The sequence below is a fragment of the Alcanivorax sp. UBA3183 genome (assembly GCF_002364155.1).
Taxonomy (GTDB): Bacteria; Pseudomonadota; Gammaproteobacteria; order Pseudomonadales; family Alcanivoracaceae; genus Alcanivorax; species Alcanivorax jadensis.
This window is the reverse complement of record NZ_DEXN01000048.1, coordinates 1,999-17,639: the sequence shown is the minus strand read 5'-3', so window position 1 is coordinate 17,639 and position 15,641 is coordinate 1,999. Positions and strand designations below refer to the sequence as shown.

The 15,641-nt window shown below is 60.7% G+C and carries 17 protein-coding genes; 6 read left to right on the top strand and 11 right to left on the bottom strand.

Translation table 11 applies throughout. The annotated features are described in order from the left end of the window. Nucleotides 1-27: 27 nt before the first annotated feature. The 3 genes from metW to B3Q33_RS15920 form a co-directional block, all read right to left on the bottom strand. Entirely contained in the window at nt 28-618 is a 591-nt protein-coding gene (gene metW / locus B3Q33_RS15930; protein ID WP_273009736.1) for a methionine biosynthesis protein MetW, read from the bottom strand. After that, nucleotides 611-1,813 (bottom strand): homoserine O-succinyltransferase MetX, encoded by a 1,203-nt coding sequence (gene metX, locus B3Q33_RS15925; protein WP_156964895.1) that lies wholly within the window; start codon nt 1,811-1,813, stop codon nt 611-613. Before metX ends, metW begins: the two co-directional genes overlap by 8 nt. A gap of 96 nt (nt 1,814-1,909) precedes the next feature. Continuing rightward, nucleotides 1,910-2,425 carry a hypothetical protein gene (locus B3Q33_RS15920; RefSeq protein ID WP_272962277.1) on the bottom strand — a complete coding sequence of 172 codons (516 nt, stop codon included), beginning with the start codon at nt 2,423-2,425 and terminating at the stop codon, nt 1,910-1,912. 90 nt (nt 2,426-2,515) lie between these two features. Here B3Q33_RS15920 and B3Q33_RS15915 point away from each other — a divergent pair, with 90 nt between their 5' ends. After that, complete coding sequence (locus B3Q33_RS15915) at nt 2,516-3,817, top strand: MFS transporter (protein ID WP_272962278.1); 1,302 nt, start codon at nt 2,516-2,518, stop codon at nt 3,815-3,817. Between the two features lie 163 nt (nt 3,818-3,980). On the opposite strand, the gene trmB is transcribed toward B3Q33_RS15915, so the two are convergent. The 8 genes from trmB to ftsY form a co-directional block, all read right to left on the bottom strand. Beyond that, nucleotides 3,981-4,697: a tRNA (guanosine(46)-N7)-methyltransferase TrmB gene (gene trmB, locus B3Q33_RS15910; RefSeq protein WP_272962279.1), complete on the bottom strand. Its 717-nt coding sequence runs from the start codon at nt 4,695-4,697 to the stop codon at nt 3,981-3,983. A 166-nt stretch (nt 4,698-4,863) separates the two neighbouring features. Then, nucleotides 4,864-5,643: a thiazole synthase gene (locus tag B3Q33_RS15905; protein WP_035248624.1), complete on the bottom strand. Its 780-nt coding sequence runs from the start codon at nt 5,641-5,643 to the stop codon at nt 4,864-4,866. Between the two features lie 52 nt (nt 5,644-5,695). After that, nucleotides 5,696-5,893: a sulfur carrier protein ThiS gene (gene thiS, locus B3Q33_RS15900; protein ID WP_035248621.1), complete on the bottom strand. Its 198-nt coding sequence runs from the start codon at nt 5,891-5,893 to the stop codon at nt 5,696-5,698. A gap of 8 nt (nt 5,894-5,901) precedes the next feature. Further along, nucleotides 5,902-6,270 carry a DUF423 domain-containing protein gene (locus tag B3Q33_RS15895; protein ID WP_272962280.1) on the bottom strand — a complete coding sequence of 123 codons (369 nt, stop codon included), beginning with the start codon at nt 6,268-6,270 and terminating at the stop codon, nt 5,902-5,904. 92 nt (nt 6,271-6,362) lie between these two features. Continuing rightward, a complete protein-coding gene (rpoH, locus tag B3Q33_RS15890; RefSeq protein ID WP_035248615.1) occupies nt 6,363-7,226 on the bottom strand; it encodes an RNA polymerase sigma factor RpoH in 864 nt (287 codons plus the stop codon). Between the two features lie 309 nt (nt 7,227-7,535). After that, nucleotides 7,536-8,564 carry a permease-like cell division protein FtsX gene (gene ftsX / locus B3Q33_RS15885; RefSeq protein ID WP_035248612.1) on the bottom strand — a complete coding sequence of 343 codons (1,029 nt, stop codon included), beginning with the start codon at nt 8,562-8,564 and terminating at the stop codon, nt 7,536-7,538. Next, nucleotides 8,554-9,237 (bottom strand): cell division ATP-binding protein FtsE, encoded by a 684-nt coding sequence (ftsE, locus tag B3Q33_RS15880; protein ID WP_035248610.1) that lies wholly within the window; start codon nt 9,235-9,237, stop codon nt 8,554-8,556. Before ftsE ends, ftsX begins: the two co-directional genes overlap by 11 nt. 125 nt (nt 9,238-9,362) lie before the next feature. Beyond that, a complete protein-coding gene (ftsY, locus tag B3Q33_RS15875; RefSeq protein ID WP_035248608.1) occupies nt 9,363-10,559 on the bottom strand; it encodes a signal recognition particle-docking protein FtsY in 1,197 nt (398 codons plus the stop codon). Nucleotides 10,560-10,769: 210 nt separating this feature from the next. On the opposite strand from ftsY, the gene B3Q33_RS15870 reads away from it, so the two are divergent. From B3Q33_RS15870 to B3Q33_RS15850, 5 genes are all read left to right on the top strand, one after another. Next, the gene (locus B3Q33_RS15870) at nt 10,770-12,098 is read left to right on the top strand and encodes a M16 family metallopeptidase (protein ID WP_286829217.1); all 1,329 of its coding nucleotides are present in this window, start codon (nt 10,770-10,772) and stop codon (nt 12,096-12,098) included. Next, nucleotides 12,095-13,513 (top strand): M16 family metallopeptidase, encoded by a 1,419-nt coding sequence (locus tag B3Q33_RS15865; protein WP_272975168.1) that lies wholly within the window; start codon nt 12,095-12,097, stop codon nt 13,511-13,513. Before B3Q33_RS15870 ends, B3Q33_RS15865 begins: the two co-directional genes overlap by 4 nt. Then, a complete protein-coding gene (gene rsmD, locus B3Q33_RS15860) occupies nt 13,503-14,102 on the top strand; it encodes a 16S rRNA (guanine(966)-N(2))-methyltransferase RsmD (protein ID WP_035248601.1) in 600 nt (199 codons plus the stop codon). The genes B3Q33_RS15865 and rsmD overlap by 11 nt, the downstream gene beginning before the upstream one ends. A gap of 386 nt (nt 14,103-14,488) precedes the next feature. After that, a complete protein-coding gene (locus B3Q33_RS15855) occupies nt 14,489-15,013 on the top strand; it encodes a methanogen output domain 1-containing protein (RefSeq protein ID WP_035248599.1) in 525 nt (174 codons plus the stop codon). Continuing rightward, the coding region (locus tag B3Q33_RS15850) for a diguanylate cyclase domain-containing protein (RefSeq protein WP_286829192.1) at nt 15,013-15,641 on the top strand (629 nt) is incomplete at its 3' end. The genes B3Q33_RS15855 and B3Q33_RS15850, both read left to right, overlap by 1 nt.

Here is a 15,641-nt window from a genome sequence, read left to right as displayed (position 1 = left end):
CTCGTAGCTCGTAGCTCGTAGCTGCTTTTATACCGTCACCCGATAGATCGCAATTTCTCCGAACAGGTTCGGCCATAGTCTTGCCAGCAGGCCGCTGCGATGGCGGCGGTTGATTACCTGCCGTTCCAGGATGCGAATATTGCTCTTGCGACAGTGGGTTTCGAAATCCTGCACCGTGCACAAGTGGATGTTGGGCGTGTTGTACCACTCGTAGGGCAGCGTGGAAGACACCGGCATGCGTCCTTTCAGACTCAGGTAGGCGCGCACCCGCCAGTGGCCGAAATTGGGGAAGGTGATAATCGCTTCGCGACCCACACGCAGCATTTCATTGAGGATCTGGTCCGGGCGTAGCACGGCCTGCAGGGCCTGGGTCATCACCACATAATCGAAACGATGATTCTGGAAATTGCCCAGGCCTTCGTCCAGATCCTGTTCCAGTACATTGACGCCTTTTTCAAAACAGGCCGCCAGGTTGTCCTGGTTGATCTCCAGGCCGTAGCCACGGATCTGCTTGTGGTGTTGCAGGTGGGCCAGCAGGGTGCCGTCACCACAGCCCAGGTCCAGCAGGCTGGCGTCAGCGGGGATCCAGTCACTGATCAGTTGCAGGTCATCACGCATGGTCGCCTGCCTCCACATTGTTGACGCCGTTTTCCACTTCGTTGGCGACCCTGTGCATGTAGGCGCCGAACAGCTTGGTGTATTCGGGAATATCCAGCAGGAAGGCGTCGTGGCCTTTGGGCGTATCGATTTCCGCGTAGCTCACATCACGGCCGGCATGGACCAGGCCGTTGACGATTTCCCGGCTGCGCTCCGGCGCAAAGCGCCAATCCGACGTGAAAGACATGACCAGGAACTTGCACTCCGGCTTTGCCAGGGCGGTTTCCAGGGAATTATCGAACTCCCGGGCCGGGTCGAAATAATCCAGCGCCTTGGTCATCAGCAGGTAGGTGTTGGCGTCGAAATTGCGCGAGAACACTTCGCCCTGATGGCGCAGATAGGATTCCACCTGGAATTCCACGTCGAAGCCGAAATGGAAGCGGCCGGCACGCAGATCACGGCCGAACTTCATGCGCATGGCGTCGTCGCTCAGGTAGGTGATATGGCCGACCATGCGCGCCAGGATTAGTCCCTGACGGGGATAGGTGTCGTGCAGGTAATAGCGCCCGCCGTGGAAGTTGGGGTCGGTAAGAATCGACTGGCGCGCCACTTCATTGAAGGCAATGTTCTGGGCAGACAGTTTCGGCGCCGCGGCGATGACCACCGCATGACTGAGTCGGTCCGGGTAGTCGATGGACCACTGCAGTGCCTGCATGCCGCCCATGCTGCCGCCGATCACCGCCGCCCAGCGGGAAATTCCCAGCACATCTGCCAGCCTGGCCTGACTGTTCACCCAGTCCTTCACCGTCATCATGGGGAAGTCCGGCCCCCAGGGCTGACCGCTTTCCGGGTTGATGGACGCGGGGCCGGTGGAGCCGTGACAGCCACCCAGATTGTTCAGGCTGACCACGAAAAAGCGGTTGGTATCGATCACCTTGCCGGGCCCGATGCAGGCATCCCACCAGCCGGGGCGCTTGTCGCTCTTGCTGGTATAGCCGGCGGCATGGTGGTGGCCGGACAGGGCATGGCAGATCAGCACCGCATTGGAGGCGTTGCTGTTGAGGGTGCCATAGGTCTCATAGACCAGCTCGTAGGACGTCAGGGTACGGCCGCATTCCAGTTCGAGAGCAGTATCAAACTGGAGCGTTCTGGGCTCGACCAGACCTACAGAGTCTTCAGCAGACCATGGAGCGTCGTCGGGGATCTGTTGCGGCATGATGACTCGCTTGCAAAGGATGCCGCAAAGTCTAAAGCCCGCCCGGTGGCCGTGCAATCGGCGACCGGGCGGTTGGCCTGTTAATCAGTGGATGATTTATCCCAGAGGGGAGAAATGTTCCTCTTCGCTCTGGTTGCGGATGTCGATGTGATGATCCAGCGCCTGGTGGACGCGATTGCGTTCATGTTTTCGATCCACATCAATCAGCAGCAGGTAATTGCCGTTTTTCACTGACTGCAGATAGGGGGCCAGATGATGATTGGACTGGGAAATACCGCGTAGACCGCCGGCCCAGGCACCGAAGCAGGTGAAAAACAGGGCAGTCAGCAGCCATACTCCCAGATGGGCATCCACGCCCCATGGATCAATGAACGCGATGGCATAACCGGCAAGCAGACCGATCAGCAGGCCGCGGGTGGCGCCGCTGTAGCCATTACTCATGATGTCAGTATCTTCCCAGGGGGTGGTGGCGTTGATGCCGTGACGATCAAGCTCACCGGCATCCCGTGCCATGACATGAATACGATCTCCACCGATACCGGCGGTATCCAGGCGGGTGATCGCGTTGGTGACCTGTTGCAGGTTGGGAACGAGATAGTAAACCCGATACATGCGTCTTACCCTCCGTCGTTATATGTTGGGTTCACGCTAAGCCTGCCACAGTGAGTGCCGGGTCAAAAAGTGATCAAGATGGGGTGAAGCATGGCAAAACAGGATCTTCTCGACCGCCTCTACGCCCAGGTGGCCAACGAGGAAGACGCACGTACCTGCACGGACATCAGTGATGCCGCCTGTCGGGAGGTGCCCGGGAATTTCTTTCGTATCATCTGCGCCAATACCCTGACCAAGATCGGCGATCTGTTGATCAACCCGAAAACCGTGCTGGCCTGGCTGATCACCGCGGTAGGGGCGCCGTCTTATCTTGCCGCGTTACTGGTGCCCATTCGTGAATCCGGCTCGCTGATTCCCCAGTTGATGATCGGTGCGCTGGTGCGTCGCTACCCGGTACGCAAGGGCTTCTGGACCCTGGGGGCGGCGCTGCAGGGTATCGCCGTGCTGGCAATGGCCGCAGCGGTCTGGTTGCTGGAGGGCATGCAGGCAGGTCTGGCGATTATCGGTTTGTTGGTTCTGTTCAGTATCAGTCGCGGCTTCTGTTCCGTGGCCATGAAGGATGTGCAGGGGAAGTGCATCCCCAAGTCTCGCCGTGGTCGCCTCACCGGGTTGTCTGCCACGCTCTCCGGCGCCATCACTTTCGCGCTGTCACTGGTGATCTTCCGCGGTGGTGAAGACCCCTCCATGGCGTTTTATGGCGCGTTGTTGGCGTCAGCAGGGGTGGCCTGGCTGGTTGCCGCTGGCGTGTTCTTTACCGTAGACGAGTATCCGGGGGCCAGCGAAGGCGGCAATAACGCTTTCAAGGAAGCGCTGGCCAGTCTGAGCCTGCTGAAAACCGATGCCCCTTTCCGCCGTTTTGTGATCACCCGCGCCTTGCTGATGGCGTCGTCGCTGGCCTCGCCGTTCCTGGTGCTGGTGGCCCAGGAGCAGGCCTCGCTGCCGCTGCTGCTGGGCAGCTTCGTGCTGGCCTCCAGCCTGGCCAGTACCGTCAGCGCCACGGTCTGGGGCTATATGGCCGACACCTCCAGCCGTAATGTGATGGTGCGGGGCGGTGGGCTGGCGGCGCTGGTCTGTCTGCTGGCCGGTGGGTTCGCCGCCTGGGGTCCGCAGGCGGATTGGCTCCACTGGCTGTATCCGCTGGCCTTCTTCGTGCTGGCCATTGCCCATGCCGGCGTGCGTATCGGCCGCAAGACCTACATGGTGGACATGGCGGGTGGCACCAAGCGCACGGACTACACCGCAGTGAGTAATACCGTTATTGGCTTTCTGTTGCTGGCAGTGGGTGGCATCAGTGCGGGGGTGGCACTGTTGGGCAATGACTGGGCCTTGCTGGTGTTGGGGGGAATGGGGGCAGTGGGGGTGTTCAGTGCATTGTCTCTGAAGGAGGTTTGAGGCAGGCAAGCTTCAAGTTAAAAGCTGCGACGCGAGATTCGGTCTGCTGCCAACCCGGCAAAATATGGCTCCGCGCAGAAAATCCGTTGGGGTCGCGGGCAGAGCGTTTCCGTTCGGAATCGTCTGGCCCGCGCCTTGAAGCTTGAGGCTTGTCGCTTGCAGCTCAGCCCTTCTCGAACAACAAATCCCACACCCCGTGCCCCAGTTTTTCACCGCGCCGTTCAAATTTGGTTTCCGGGCGCCATGATGGCCGGGGTGAGAATTGTCCGGTACCGGCGGTATTGGTGAATCCTTCGGCGTCGTTCATCACTTCCATCATGTATTCGGAGTAATTCTCCCAGTCCGTGGCCATGTGCAGCACGCCGCCGGGCTGCAGCTTGCGATGCACCAGTGCCACCCAGGCGGGTTGAACGATGCGGCGCTTGTGGTGTTTTTTCTTGTGCCAGGGGTCGGGGAAGTAGAGTTGCACCCGGGCCAGGCTGTTATCCGGGATGCATAGCTCGAGAATCTCCACCGCGTCATCGCAATAGCTGCGCAGGTTGCTCAGGCCGCGCTGCTGGATTTCCATCAGCAGGGCCCCCACACCCGGGCGATGCACTTCGATGCCGATAAAATCCTTGTCTGGATCGGCCTGCGCCATATCCGCCAGGGAGTGCCCCATGCCGTAGCCAATTTCCAGAACCCGAGGGGCATCGCGACCGAAGACCGCTTGTGGATCCAGCACTCCATCGGCGCGCTCCAGGCCAAATTGCGGCCAGAGGCTATCCAGCGCATTACGCTGTCCGGCGGTGAGGCGGCCCTCGCGCAACACAAAGCTGCGCACCTTGCGCATGACCTTGCCGGTTTCCGGGTCTTGATCCTGTTTGATGAAATCGAGCATGGGGCTGCCAGGTGAGTTGAAGCGGGGAGCGATTGTAGCAAAAACCGCGAGTGGGTGGGGTTCACGTCACCTTGATGGCAAGTGGGTGATTATCACTCTGCAAGTCATGGTATTGAAAACCCCATTACCCCGGCGCCGACTCTCCCCCAAGATCGGCGCCTTTTTTTTATCGACTGATGCCGTCCAGCGGTGAAGAGGCTGAGGCATAGGCTTTTCGGGGCATGCGCCCGGCCAGGAAAGCTTCGCGCCCGGCTTCGATCGCTTTTCTCATGGCCGAAGCCATCAATACTGGTTTCTGTGCATGGGCCACGGCGGAGTTGAGCAGCACGCCGTCACAGCCCATTTCCATGGCCAGGGCGGCGTCGGAGGCGGTGCCTACACCGGCATCCACGATGATGGGCACGTTCGCTTCTTCCAGGATCAGGCGAATACTGTGCGGGTTGAGAATGCCCAGGCCGGACCCGATCAGTGAACCCAGCGGCATTACCGCCACACAGCCCATGTCTTCCAGTTCCTTGGCCACAATCGGGTCATCGTTGGTATAGACCATCACCTTGAAGCCGTCATCGATCAGTTCCCGGGCCGCTCGCAGGGTGTGGGTAATGTTCGGATACAGGGTTTTCTGGTCACCCAGCACTTCCAGCTTTACCAGATCATGGCCGTCCAGCAGTTCCCGCGCCAGCTTGCAACAGCGCACCGCATCCTCGGCGGAGAAACAGCCGGCGGTGTTGGGCAGGATGGTGTACTTGTCCGGGTTGATGAAATCCAGCAGGTTGGGCTCGTCTGCGTTCTGGCCAATATTGGTACGGCGAATGGCCACGGTGACGATCTCGGCGCCACTGGTTTCGATGGCCTCGCGGGTTTCCTCGAAATCCTTGTACTTGCCGGTGCCGATCAGCAGTCGGGAAGAATAGGTGTTGCCGGCAATAGTGAGCAGGTCGGACATGGGGCCTCGCCTCGGTTCGGGTTACTGCGTAATAAATAGGGTCCGGGTGGTGTCAGCCACCGCCGATGGCATGGACGATTTCCACCACATCGCCATCGTTCAGGGTGAAATCGTCATGCTGACTTTTCGGGACGATGTCCCGGTTCACTTCCACCGCCAGGCGGCGGCCGGCCAGATTCAGCTGAGTGACCAGATCCGCGATGGTGGTGCCATCCAGAGTCAGGGTATCGCCGTTGACGGTAAGCTTCATGATAGAGATCAAACTGCCTTGAACAGGGACCAGGCCAGCATCAGCCAGCCAATGATCAGTGCGGTGCCGCCCAGCGGGGTAATGGCGCCGATCCATTTCTGACCGCTGAGCACCAGCACATACAGGCTACCACTGAAAACCAGGGTGCCGGCAAACAGCACCCAGCCAGCGGTGACCATGCCGCTGGCGCCAAACGCCTTGGCCAGCAACCCACACAGCAGCATCGCCAGGGCATGGTAGAAATGGTATTCGCTGGCGGTGGACCACACGGCAAGCATGGATTCATCCACGCGGGATTTCAGGCCATGGGCACCGAAGGCGCCGAGGATAACGGCCAGTGCGCCGTTAAGGGCGCCGAGTACGAGGAGAATTTTCATGGACGGTATGTTACCCGCTTGCAGGCATGCGCGCAGCACGTAACCGGTGAAAATAAAAAGCCCCTCGAAGGAGGGGCTTTTTGCGGTCGGCGTTACGCTGCGATGGCGTTACGCAGCTTTTTGATGGCGTTGTTTTCCAACTGGCGGATACGCTCGGCGGACACGCCGTACTCGTTCGCCAGGTCCTGCAGGGTGGACTTCTGATCGGCCAGCCAGCGGCGCTCGAGGATGTCGCGGCTGCGTTCGTCCAGCGCCATCAGGGCTGAGCCCAGTTGGCGGCTTTCCCGTTCCTGCTGATCCTGTTCGGCCAGCAGGTCCGCGGGATCGCTGTTGTCGCTGTGCAGGTACGCGGCCGGGGACACTACGGTGCTGTCCTCGTCGTCGTTGGTGGGGCCATCGAAACTGGCGTCGTAGGCACCCAGGCGGCCTTCCATTTCTTTTACCTGGATGGCAGTAACGCCCAGATCATCGGCCACTCGTTGCGCTTCTTCCATGCTCAGGCGACCCAGGCGCTTCTTTTGCCCGCGCAGGTTGAAGAACAGTTTGCGCTGGGCCTTGGTGGTGGCCACTTTGACGATGCGCCAGTTCTTGATCACATATTCGTGGATTTCCGCCTTGATCCAGTGCACCGCGAAGCTCACCAGGCGTACGCCCTTGGTGGGGTCGAAGCGTTTCACCGCTTTCATCAGGCCCACATTGCCTTCCTGGACCAGATCGCCCAGGGGCAAACCATAGCCGGTGTAGCTGCGGGCGATGTGCACTACGAACCGCAGGTGCGCGAGTACCAAGTTGCGGGCGGCATCCACGTCCTGTTCGTAGAAATACTGTCCTGCCAAACGTTGTTCGTCGTCTGCGCTGAGAACCGGCACGGCATTAACGGCTCGCATGTAGGCGTCCAGGTTATTACCCGGTACGGCCAACATCAGCGCCTGTGCTTGCGTTGAAGGGTTTGTCATGCGCGTTGTCTCCTCGTTGAAGACCAGTCTATGTCCTGTATGTGCCGCTGATCTTAGCACTCGGTTCTTTGGAGTGCTAATAGGCAAAAAGGTTCCCGCCGATTGAGAGGGTCGATGGAGCAATCACCAAGTCTAGGCCGGCCATGTGAACCGGTGATGAACACAGGGTTGGACGTGCATGAAAGTGGAAGGTTCCTGGGGTGTCTGCTGTAGGAGCGGCGCTCGAGCCGCGAACATACGTGCGACAAGCCGTGCCAGGCCGTGGCGGCTTATACCCGCGGGCCACAGAGAGCGCCGCTCCTGCAGCGGTTAAAAATTCGGCTCGATATCACCCAGATGCCGACCCACGGCCAACCAGGCGCCCAGAAGCCCCAGGATGCCACTGAATACGGGCAGGATGATCAGGCTGGATGCGGCCATTGATGTGAGTGATTCCTCACTATTGTACAGCGCCAGTAGTTCGTCGATTGGCCCGCCGAGCCACCACAGGGCCACCTGTACCAGGATGACCGCCGTTGCGCCGCCGGCAAAGCCGAAGCAGAAACCGGAGTAGAGGAAGGGCCGGCGCACGAAGCCGTCGGTGCCGCCGACGATCTTCACCACCACGATTTCCTCCCGGCGGCTTTCGATGGCCAGGCGGATGGTGTTCACCACCACCAGCACCACCGCGGCAGCCAGCGCCAGGGTGAGAGCGGAAATCAGCCGTTCGCCCAGTTCAATCAGGGCATGCAGGCGGCGTACCCATTCCACATCCAGCTGTACCAGATCCACCCCGTCTGCCTCCGCCAGGCGGTTTTCCAGGGCGCGCAGGGTGACCGGGTCGGTCTCGTCCGGGTAGACCACAATCAGCGGCGGCAGCGGGTTGTCCGGCAGGGCCTCCAACACGTCGCCAAAGCCGGACAGGGCCTTGAATTCCGCCAACGCCTGCTCCCGGGTAATCACCTCGGTGCGACTGATGTTGTCCAGCCCTTGCCAGTCGCTGGCCAGATCCCTTTGCCGCTGCTCGCTGATATTCATTTCCATAAACACGGACAGGTGGGCATTGCCGTCCCAGCCGCGGGTAATGGCACGGGCATTATCCAGCAGCACCGCCAGCCCGGCAGGCAGTGCCAGGGCGATGGCGATCACCAGAATGGTCATGGCACTGCTGGTACGTGCGGCGTTAAGCCGTTGCAGGGCATCCTTGAAGGAGTCTTGATGGTGTTGACGCCAGCTGCGGAAACGGTCCTGCAGGGAGGTGCGGGCACTGTGCGCCCCGGCCACCCGGCGCACTCGCTCCGGTTTCTGGCGGCTGGCCTTGATCGGGGTGGCGTTTCTGGGCCCCTTGTTAGCTGCCATGGTGGCCCCCTTCGTCGCCGTCGTGGATCAGGCGCCCCTCACGCAGGGTCAGCAGGCGGTGGTTATAGCGGGCGATCAGGCTCAGGTCGTGGGTGGCGATCAGCACGGCTACACCAACCCGGGCGAAATCCTTGAACAGGTCCATGATCTCCTCGGAGAGGGCCGGGTCCAGGTTACCGGTAGGTTCGTCCGCCAGCAGCAGCGGCGGCTTGTTGACCACCGCCCGGGCGATACCCACGCGCTGCTGCTCGCCGCCGGAGAGCATGATCGGGTTTAACTTTTCCTTGTCCAACAGGCCCACCTTGTCGAGTGCGGCCCGCACCCGTTTGCCGATATCGCTGCGCGCATAGCCGGCGATAATCAGCGGCAGGGCCACGTTGTCGAACACGGTCCGATCGAACAGCAATTGGTGGTTCTGGTGAACCATGCCGATCTTGCGGCGCAGCAGTGGGATCTGCCGGTTGCCGAAGCCATTCAGATTCTGGTTATCAATGAGTACCTGACCCTGGGTGGGACGCTCCAGCATCATGATCAGTTTCAACAGGGTGGATTTGCCCGCCCCGGAATGACCGGTCAAAAACGTCAGCTGCCCGGCGGGGAGCGTGAAGCTCACCTTGCTGAGTGCGTCTTTGCCGTTCGGGTAGCGTTTGCTGACCCGGTCAAACTGAATCATGACGTCCCTTGGGATGTGTTATGTCGCAGTAGGAGCGCCGCTTGAGGCGCGAACAACCGTTGTCGCGAGTACAGTTCGCGCCTCAAGCGGCGATCCTACGGTGCTATCGGCGAGGTGTGGTGTTGCTACCCCGCCACGTCTTCAAACAATGCCTGCACAAATTCTTCCGCATGGAAGGGGCGCAGGTCTTCCAGTCGTTCCCCTACGCCGATAAAGCGAATCGGCAGGCCAGTGCGTTTGGCCAAGGCAAACAGGATACCCCCTTTGGCGGTGCCGTCGAGTTTGGTCAGTGCCAACCCGGTCACGCCGGCGGCATCGCGAAACTGTTCCGCCTGCTGGATGGCATTCTGGCCGGTGCCGGCGTCCAGTACCAGCAGCACTTCGTGGGGCGCATCCGGGATCAGTTTCTTCATCACCCGGGTGACCTTGGTGAGCTCCTCCATCAGGTTGCCGCGAGTGTGCAGGCGACCGGCGGTGTCGGCGATCAGCACGTCGGCGCCGCGGGACTGGGCGGCCTGGACCGCGTCATAGACTACCGAGGCGGAATCCGCGCCGGTGTGTTGTGCCACCACCGGGATGTCGTTGCGCTCGCCCCATACCTGCAGCTGCTCCACGGCAGCGGCGCGGAAGGTATCGCCAGCGGCCAGCATCACGCTCTTGCCTTCCGCCTTGAAGCGGCAGGCCAGCTTGCCGATGGTGGTGGTCTTGCCGACCCCGTTCACGCCGACCATCAGGATCACATAGGGTTTCTTGCTGCCGTCGATGGTGAGCGGTTGGTCCACTGGCACCAGCAGCTTGCGTAGTTCGTTCTGCAGGGACTCGTACAAGGCGTCAGCATCCACCAGTTCTTCGCGACTGACCTGGCCGGTCAGTGCCTCGATGATCACGTCGGTGGCTTCCACGCCCACATCGGCGACCAGCAACTGGGTCTCGATTTCCTCGAAAATCTCGTCGTCGATTTCCTTGGCGCCCACCAGCAGGTCAGCCAGGCCCTTGCCCAAGCCCTTGCGGGTCTTGCCCAGGCCCAGCTTCATGCGTGTCCAGAAGCCTTCACCATTGTCACTGTCATCCGCCGGTTCGGCCTGGCTCTCGGCCTGTGGCGATGGTTGCGGGTCAGCGGCAGGGGCTTCAACGTGTGCAGTTGCCGGGGGAGTGACTGTGGGCTCGGGTTCGCCAGAGGCATTGTCTTGCGGGGCGGGTGCCGAGTCGGTGTCGTTCAGTTCATCGGCATCCACACCGGTAAACATGCGCTTCCAGAAACCGGTCTTTTTTTCTTCCGGCTTGGGGGCGTTGTCGTCGTCGCGGGAAACTTCGTCGCTCATGTTCAGTCTTATCCAATCGCGAAGAGGGTAAATCGGGCCTCTTCCTTTGCAATGAGGCTGCAAGGACAGGGCGGTAAACCGGTATGCTATGCCGGCGATAAATAAAATGCGCCCTCCTGCAGGCTGGACGTTCGCTAACGAACGCGCGGCTATCCTAACACTTCGCTCACGGGGGAGCAGCTTCCGGGGGCGACACAATGAGGACAATGCATGAGAAAACTCATGGTGGCACTGGTGGTCATTCTCTGGAGTCTGACCGCTCGGGCCGAGCTGCCCACCCACGGCTTTACCCTGGATAACGGTCTCAAGGTGCTGATCCGCGAGGATCATCGGGCTCCTGTGGTTACCGTGATGGTGTGGTTCAAGGCCGGCAGCTTCGACGAAGCGCCCTATGAAACCGGCCTGGCCCATGTGCTTGAGCACATGATGTTCAAGGGCACCGAGAGGCTGGGGCCGGGGGATTTCTCCAAACTGGTGGCCCGTTATGGGGGCAGTGACAATGCCTTCACCAGTTATGACTACACCGCCTATTTCCAGCAGTATGAGGTGTCGCGCCTGCCGCTGGCCCTGGAGTTGGAAGCGGAGCGACTGGGCAACCTGAAGATCGACGATGACGAGTTCCATCGCGAGTTGCAGGTGGTGCTGGAAGAGCGCCGTACCCGCACCGACGACAACCCCAATGCCCTGGCCTGGGAAAAATTCCAGGCGGTGGCCCGCCCGGGTACCGGCTATGCCCACCCGATCATCGGTTGGCGCTCCCTGCTGGCCCAGCTGCAGCCGGAACAGGCTCGTAGCTGGTACGACCGCTTCTATGTGCCGGGTAATGCCACCCTGGTGGTTGCCGGTGATGTGACCCGCGATCAGGTGGAACCACTGGTACGCCGCTTCTTCAGCAATTTGCCCGCCGGTACCACGCCGCCGCGGCCAACGCAGACGGTCACCCCCCCTGCCGGTGAGCGCCGCCTGGATCTGGCCATGGCCGTGCAGGTGCCCGCCCTCTACATGCTTTATAACGTGCCCTCCCTGGTGACTGCCGAGCAGAAAGAGGATTTCTACGCCTTGACCATGCTCGCGGGAGTGCTCGATGGCGGCATGAGTGCCCGTATCGAAACCGAGCTGGTACGTGGCGAGAAGCTGGTGGCCGGCGCCGGGGCCAGCTACAGCGGCATCCAGCGCGGCGATGGCACCTTTACCCTTACCGCGACTCCGAACCCGGGTGTCACGCTGGATCAGGTAGAGCAAGCTCTGCGCGAGCAGATCAAGACCCTGCAGAGCACCTTGCCGAGTGAGGACGAAATGGCGCGGGTACAGGCCGGCGTGCTGGCCAGCCAGGTGTTTGAAAAGGATTCGGTGATGGGCCAGGCCATGGAGCTGGGCATGCTCAGCACTTTGGGGCTGGATATCGATCTGGCCGATCAGTTCGAGGAACAGTTGGGCAAGGTCACGGCTGAGGATGTGCAGCGAGTCGCCCGCCAGTGGCTGGGGCCGGAGCGATTGGCGGTGGCCCATGTGGTCCCTGAGCAGGAGGAAGAACAATGATGCGGTTACCAGGAATGATGGGAGCCGCGGTGGCGGCGCTGATGCTCAGCGCCTGTACCAGCTTTCCGACGACGGAAAAACAGGTGGCGGCCAGCGAGCCCCAGGCGCCGCAGCTGGATATTCAATCCTGGCAGACCGGGCAGGGTGCCAAGGTCATGTTCGTGCAAAGCGATGCCTTGCCCATGCTGGATATTCGTCTGGTGATGGCGGCGGGCAGTTCCCAGGATGACGGCTTACCCGGTGTGGCCTCCCTGACCAGTGCCCTGATCGGTCAGGGCACCGAGGCTCTCAGTGTGGATGACATCGCCCGGGGCTTTGAGGATCGTGGCGCCAGTTTTTCCTCCAGCAGTTACCGGGACATGGGCATCATCAGCCTGCGTACCCTGTCGGCGGCGGAATATCGCCAGCCGGTGGTGGCGCTGTTCAATCAGGTGATTGGTTCGCCCAGCTTCCCCCAGGACGCGCTGGATCGTCTGCGTACCCGCGCCATGCAGGGGCTGCGCATGGAGCAACAGGTGCCCGGGCCGCAGGCCAGCAAGGCGTTCATGGCCACGGTGTTTGCCGATCACCCCTATGGCCAGCCCAGCGAAGGGACCCTGGAGAGTCTGCCGCAGATACAGCGACAGCAGCTGGTGGATTTCTATGACACCTATTACGCCGCCGGCAATACCGTGATTGCCATGGTTGGGGACCTGTCGCGCAGCGAGGCCGAGGAGATTGCCGCACAGATCAGTGCAGCACTGCCGGCGGGAGCCGCGGCACCAGCGTTGCCTCGGGCAGAGGTGCTCAGCGAGCGCAAACGCGAGCACATCGATTTCCCCTCCGCGCAGACCCATATTTTGCTGGGCAACCAGGCCACCTGGCGGGGCAACCCGGATCATGTGGCTCTGCACGTGGGCAACCAGATTCTCGGCGGCGGTGGATTCGCGTCCATTCTCACCGACGAGGTGCGCCAGCAGCGTGGCTATGTGTACGGCATCGGCAGCGGCTTCTCGGCCATGGCAGCGGGCGGCCCATTCCAGGTGCAGTTCAAGACCGCCAATGAGAATGCCGACGAAGCGCTGACCCTGACGCTGGATCTGGTCGGTAAGTTTGTTGAAGAGGGACCCAGCCAGGCGCAGCTGGAACAGGCGCGGGCCAATATCCTTGGCAGCTTTGCCCTGAGCACCGCCGATAACAGCGATATCATTGGCCAGCTGGGTGCCATCGGTTTCTACGATCTGCCGCTGGATTACCTGCAGTGGTTCAACGGCCAGGTACGACAGGTCACCGTGGCGGATATCCGTGAGGCTTTCCGCAGAACCCTGGATGTGGAGGATCTGGCCATCGTCAGTATTGGTCCGGAGGCACCACAAATCCTTCAGGATCAGGACAGTGGGAACCCCGGTGAGAAGGAAGAGCGCAGTGGCGAGTAGAGGTCCGAATCGCAAAGGCGGCGCCACCAGCAAGGGCCAGGTGCGCATTATCGGCGGTGAGCGGCGTGGCCATCGCTTGCAGTTCGTGGATCAGGGGGGCGATCTGCGCCCCTCCTCCGATCGCATGCGCGAAACCCTGTTTAACTGGCTGCAGTTCGAGCTGCCGGGCCTGCGGGTACTGGACCTGTTTGCCGGTTCCGGGGTGCTGGGGGCGGAGGCCCTGAGCCGCGGTGCTCAGCGGGCAGTGCTGGTGGAAAAAAAGCGCGAACGGGCCGCCGACCTGAAGCGTCAGTTGCTGCCCCTGTTTGACGATCGCATCGAGATCCACACTGCGGATGCCTTGCAATGGGCAGGGCAAAGCGCCTTGCAGTTCGACCTGGTGTTTGTGGACCCGCCCTACGACCTGGGGCTGGCGGAGCCCGCCTGTGCGGCGCTGGAAGAACGGGGGTTGCTGGCGGCACAAGCCTGGATCTATGTGGAAAGCCGTCGGCACGCTGAAGAACCGGTTGTGCCATCGAACTGGCAGCTGCACCGGGAGAAGAGCGGCGGTGATATTCGTGCCCGTTTATTCCGCCGGGAAGAAATTTGACTCCCATTCGTCGGGTTTGTGTCGACTTCACGGACAATCGGCACAATTTCCCGTGTAAACGGTATGACCGCTTGAGTGAACGTGATTGATGTCGCAGTCATGCCGGTGAATCATGTGTATTAAGCCATTAGGAATGGCCGGGGATGAAGGATAAGGGAGCCTCTGAATAACTCCTTGCACGCTTCAGGCCGCGCCCTCCGGGTCTTCCAGGCTGGCACGTACTCGTTGTTGCGCTTTTTCGATGGATGGACATACCCCTTCAAAATCGCGCCCTCTGTGCTCTGCGAGTATAGATTGCGAGCCAGCCTGAAAGACTGAGTACGCAAGGAGTTATTCAGAGGCTCCCAGGCGCCATCAACGGCGCATGGATGGGGCGGGGCGGCATAATGGAAAAGATACCGGAACGGATTCACACTGTATCGATTGGTTTGGATAAGGATCGCTTTCTGCGTCAGCTGCTGGGCTATCTGGCCGAGTCTCTGCAGGAGGTTACCGGCATGGATCAGGCGGAAGGGTTTATCTCCCTGGTGGGCCAGAAAATTGGAGATGAGCTGAATGGTCACTACCTGCAATCCCTGAATCTGACAACGCTGGATCGTTATCAAATTCCGGCAGTACTGGTCGATCTCAAACGTCGTATCGACGGCGACTTTTACCTGATCCATGCGGATGAGCGGCAACTGGTGCTGGGCAATCGGCGATGCCCGTTCGGCGACAAGGTGATTGGGCGTCCGGCGCTTTGCATGATGACATCCAACGTGTTCGGCGTGATCGCGGCAGAAAATGCCGGTTATGGCCGTGTGGATATCCAGAAGTCCATTGCCAATGGCGATGGCCACTGTCATGTGGTCATTTCTCTGGAAGCCAGCGAAACGGGGGCGGGGCGGGAATATTTTCGCTCCGGTGACTGATGCCATGGTCAGCGGACTGTCGGGCCCTGATCAATGCCATGTCCATGCCGGTGTTTGTGGTCCACGCCGATGGCCACATAGAGTGGTTGAACCGCCGGGCCAGCCAGTTGCTAGGCGATCGCGTCCCGAAAACGATTAAGTGTCTGTTGGCGTCGCCCTCACGCAGTGAGGAATTTTTGCGGTCCATGCGCCGCAATCAGGCATTTTCCCACCTCGCACTGCATCTCGGTGCACCCATGCAAGATAGTTACATTGCCAGTACCCGGATTGCCCGGCAGGGCGAGGTTCTGGATTTCTGGTTGCTGGAGCTGTTGCCAAGACAGTGGGTAGTGGGCGGCATGCATCAACTTTCCCAGATGGTCCAGCGAACCACGGCGTTGAAAAGGGAGCGAGCGGCCGCGGAGAAAACCGCACTGGTGGCGCAGACCCAGGCTTCCCGGGATGCGCTGACCGGTATTGCCAATCGCCGCGCGTTTGATGACTGGCTGGCGACGGCGCTGGCCGATCAGCAGCAAGAATTGTCTGTAATGATTGTGGATCTGGATTACTTCAAGGCCATCAATGACACCCACGGCCATGATCTGGGCGACCAGGTGTTGCAGCGTGTGGCTCGGCTGCTTAGCGGGAC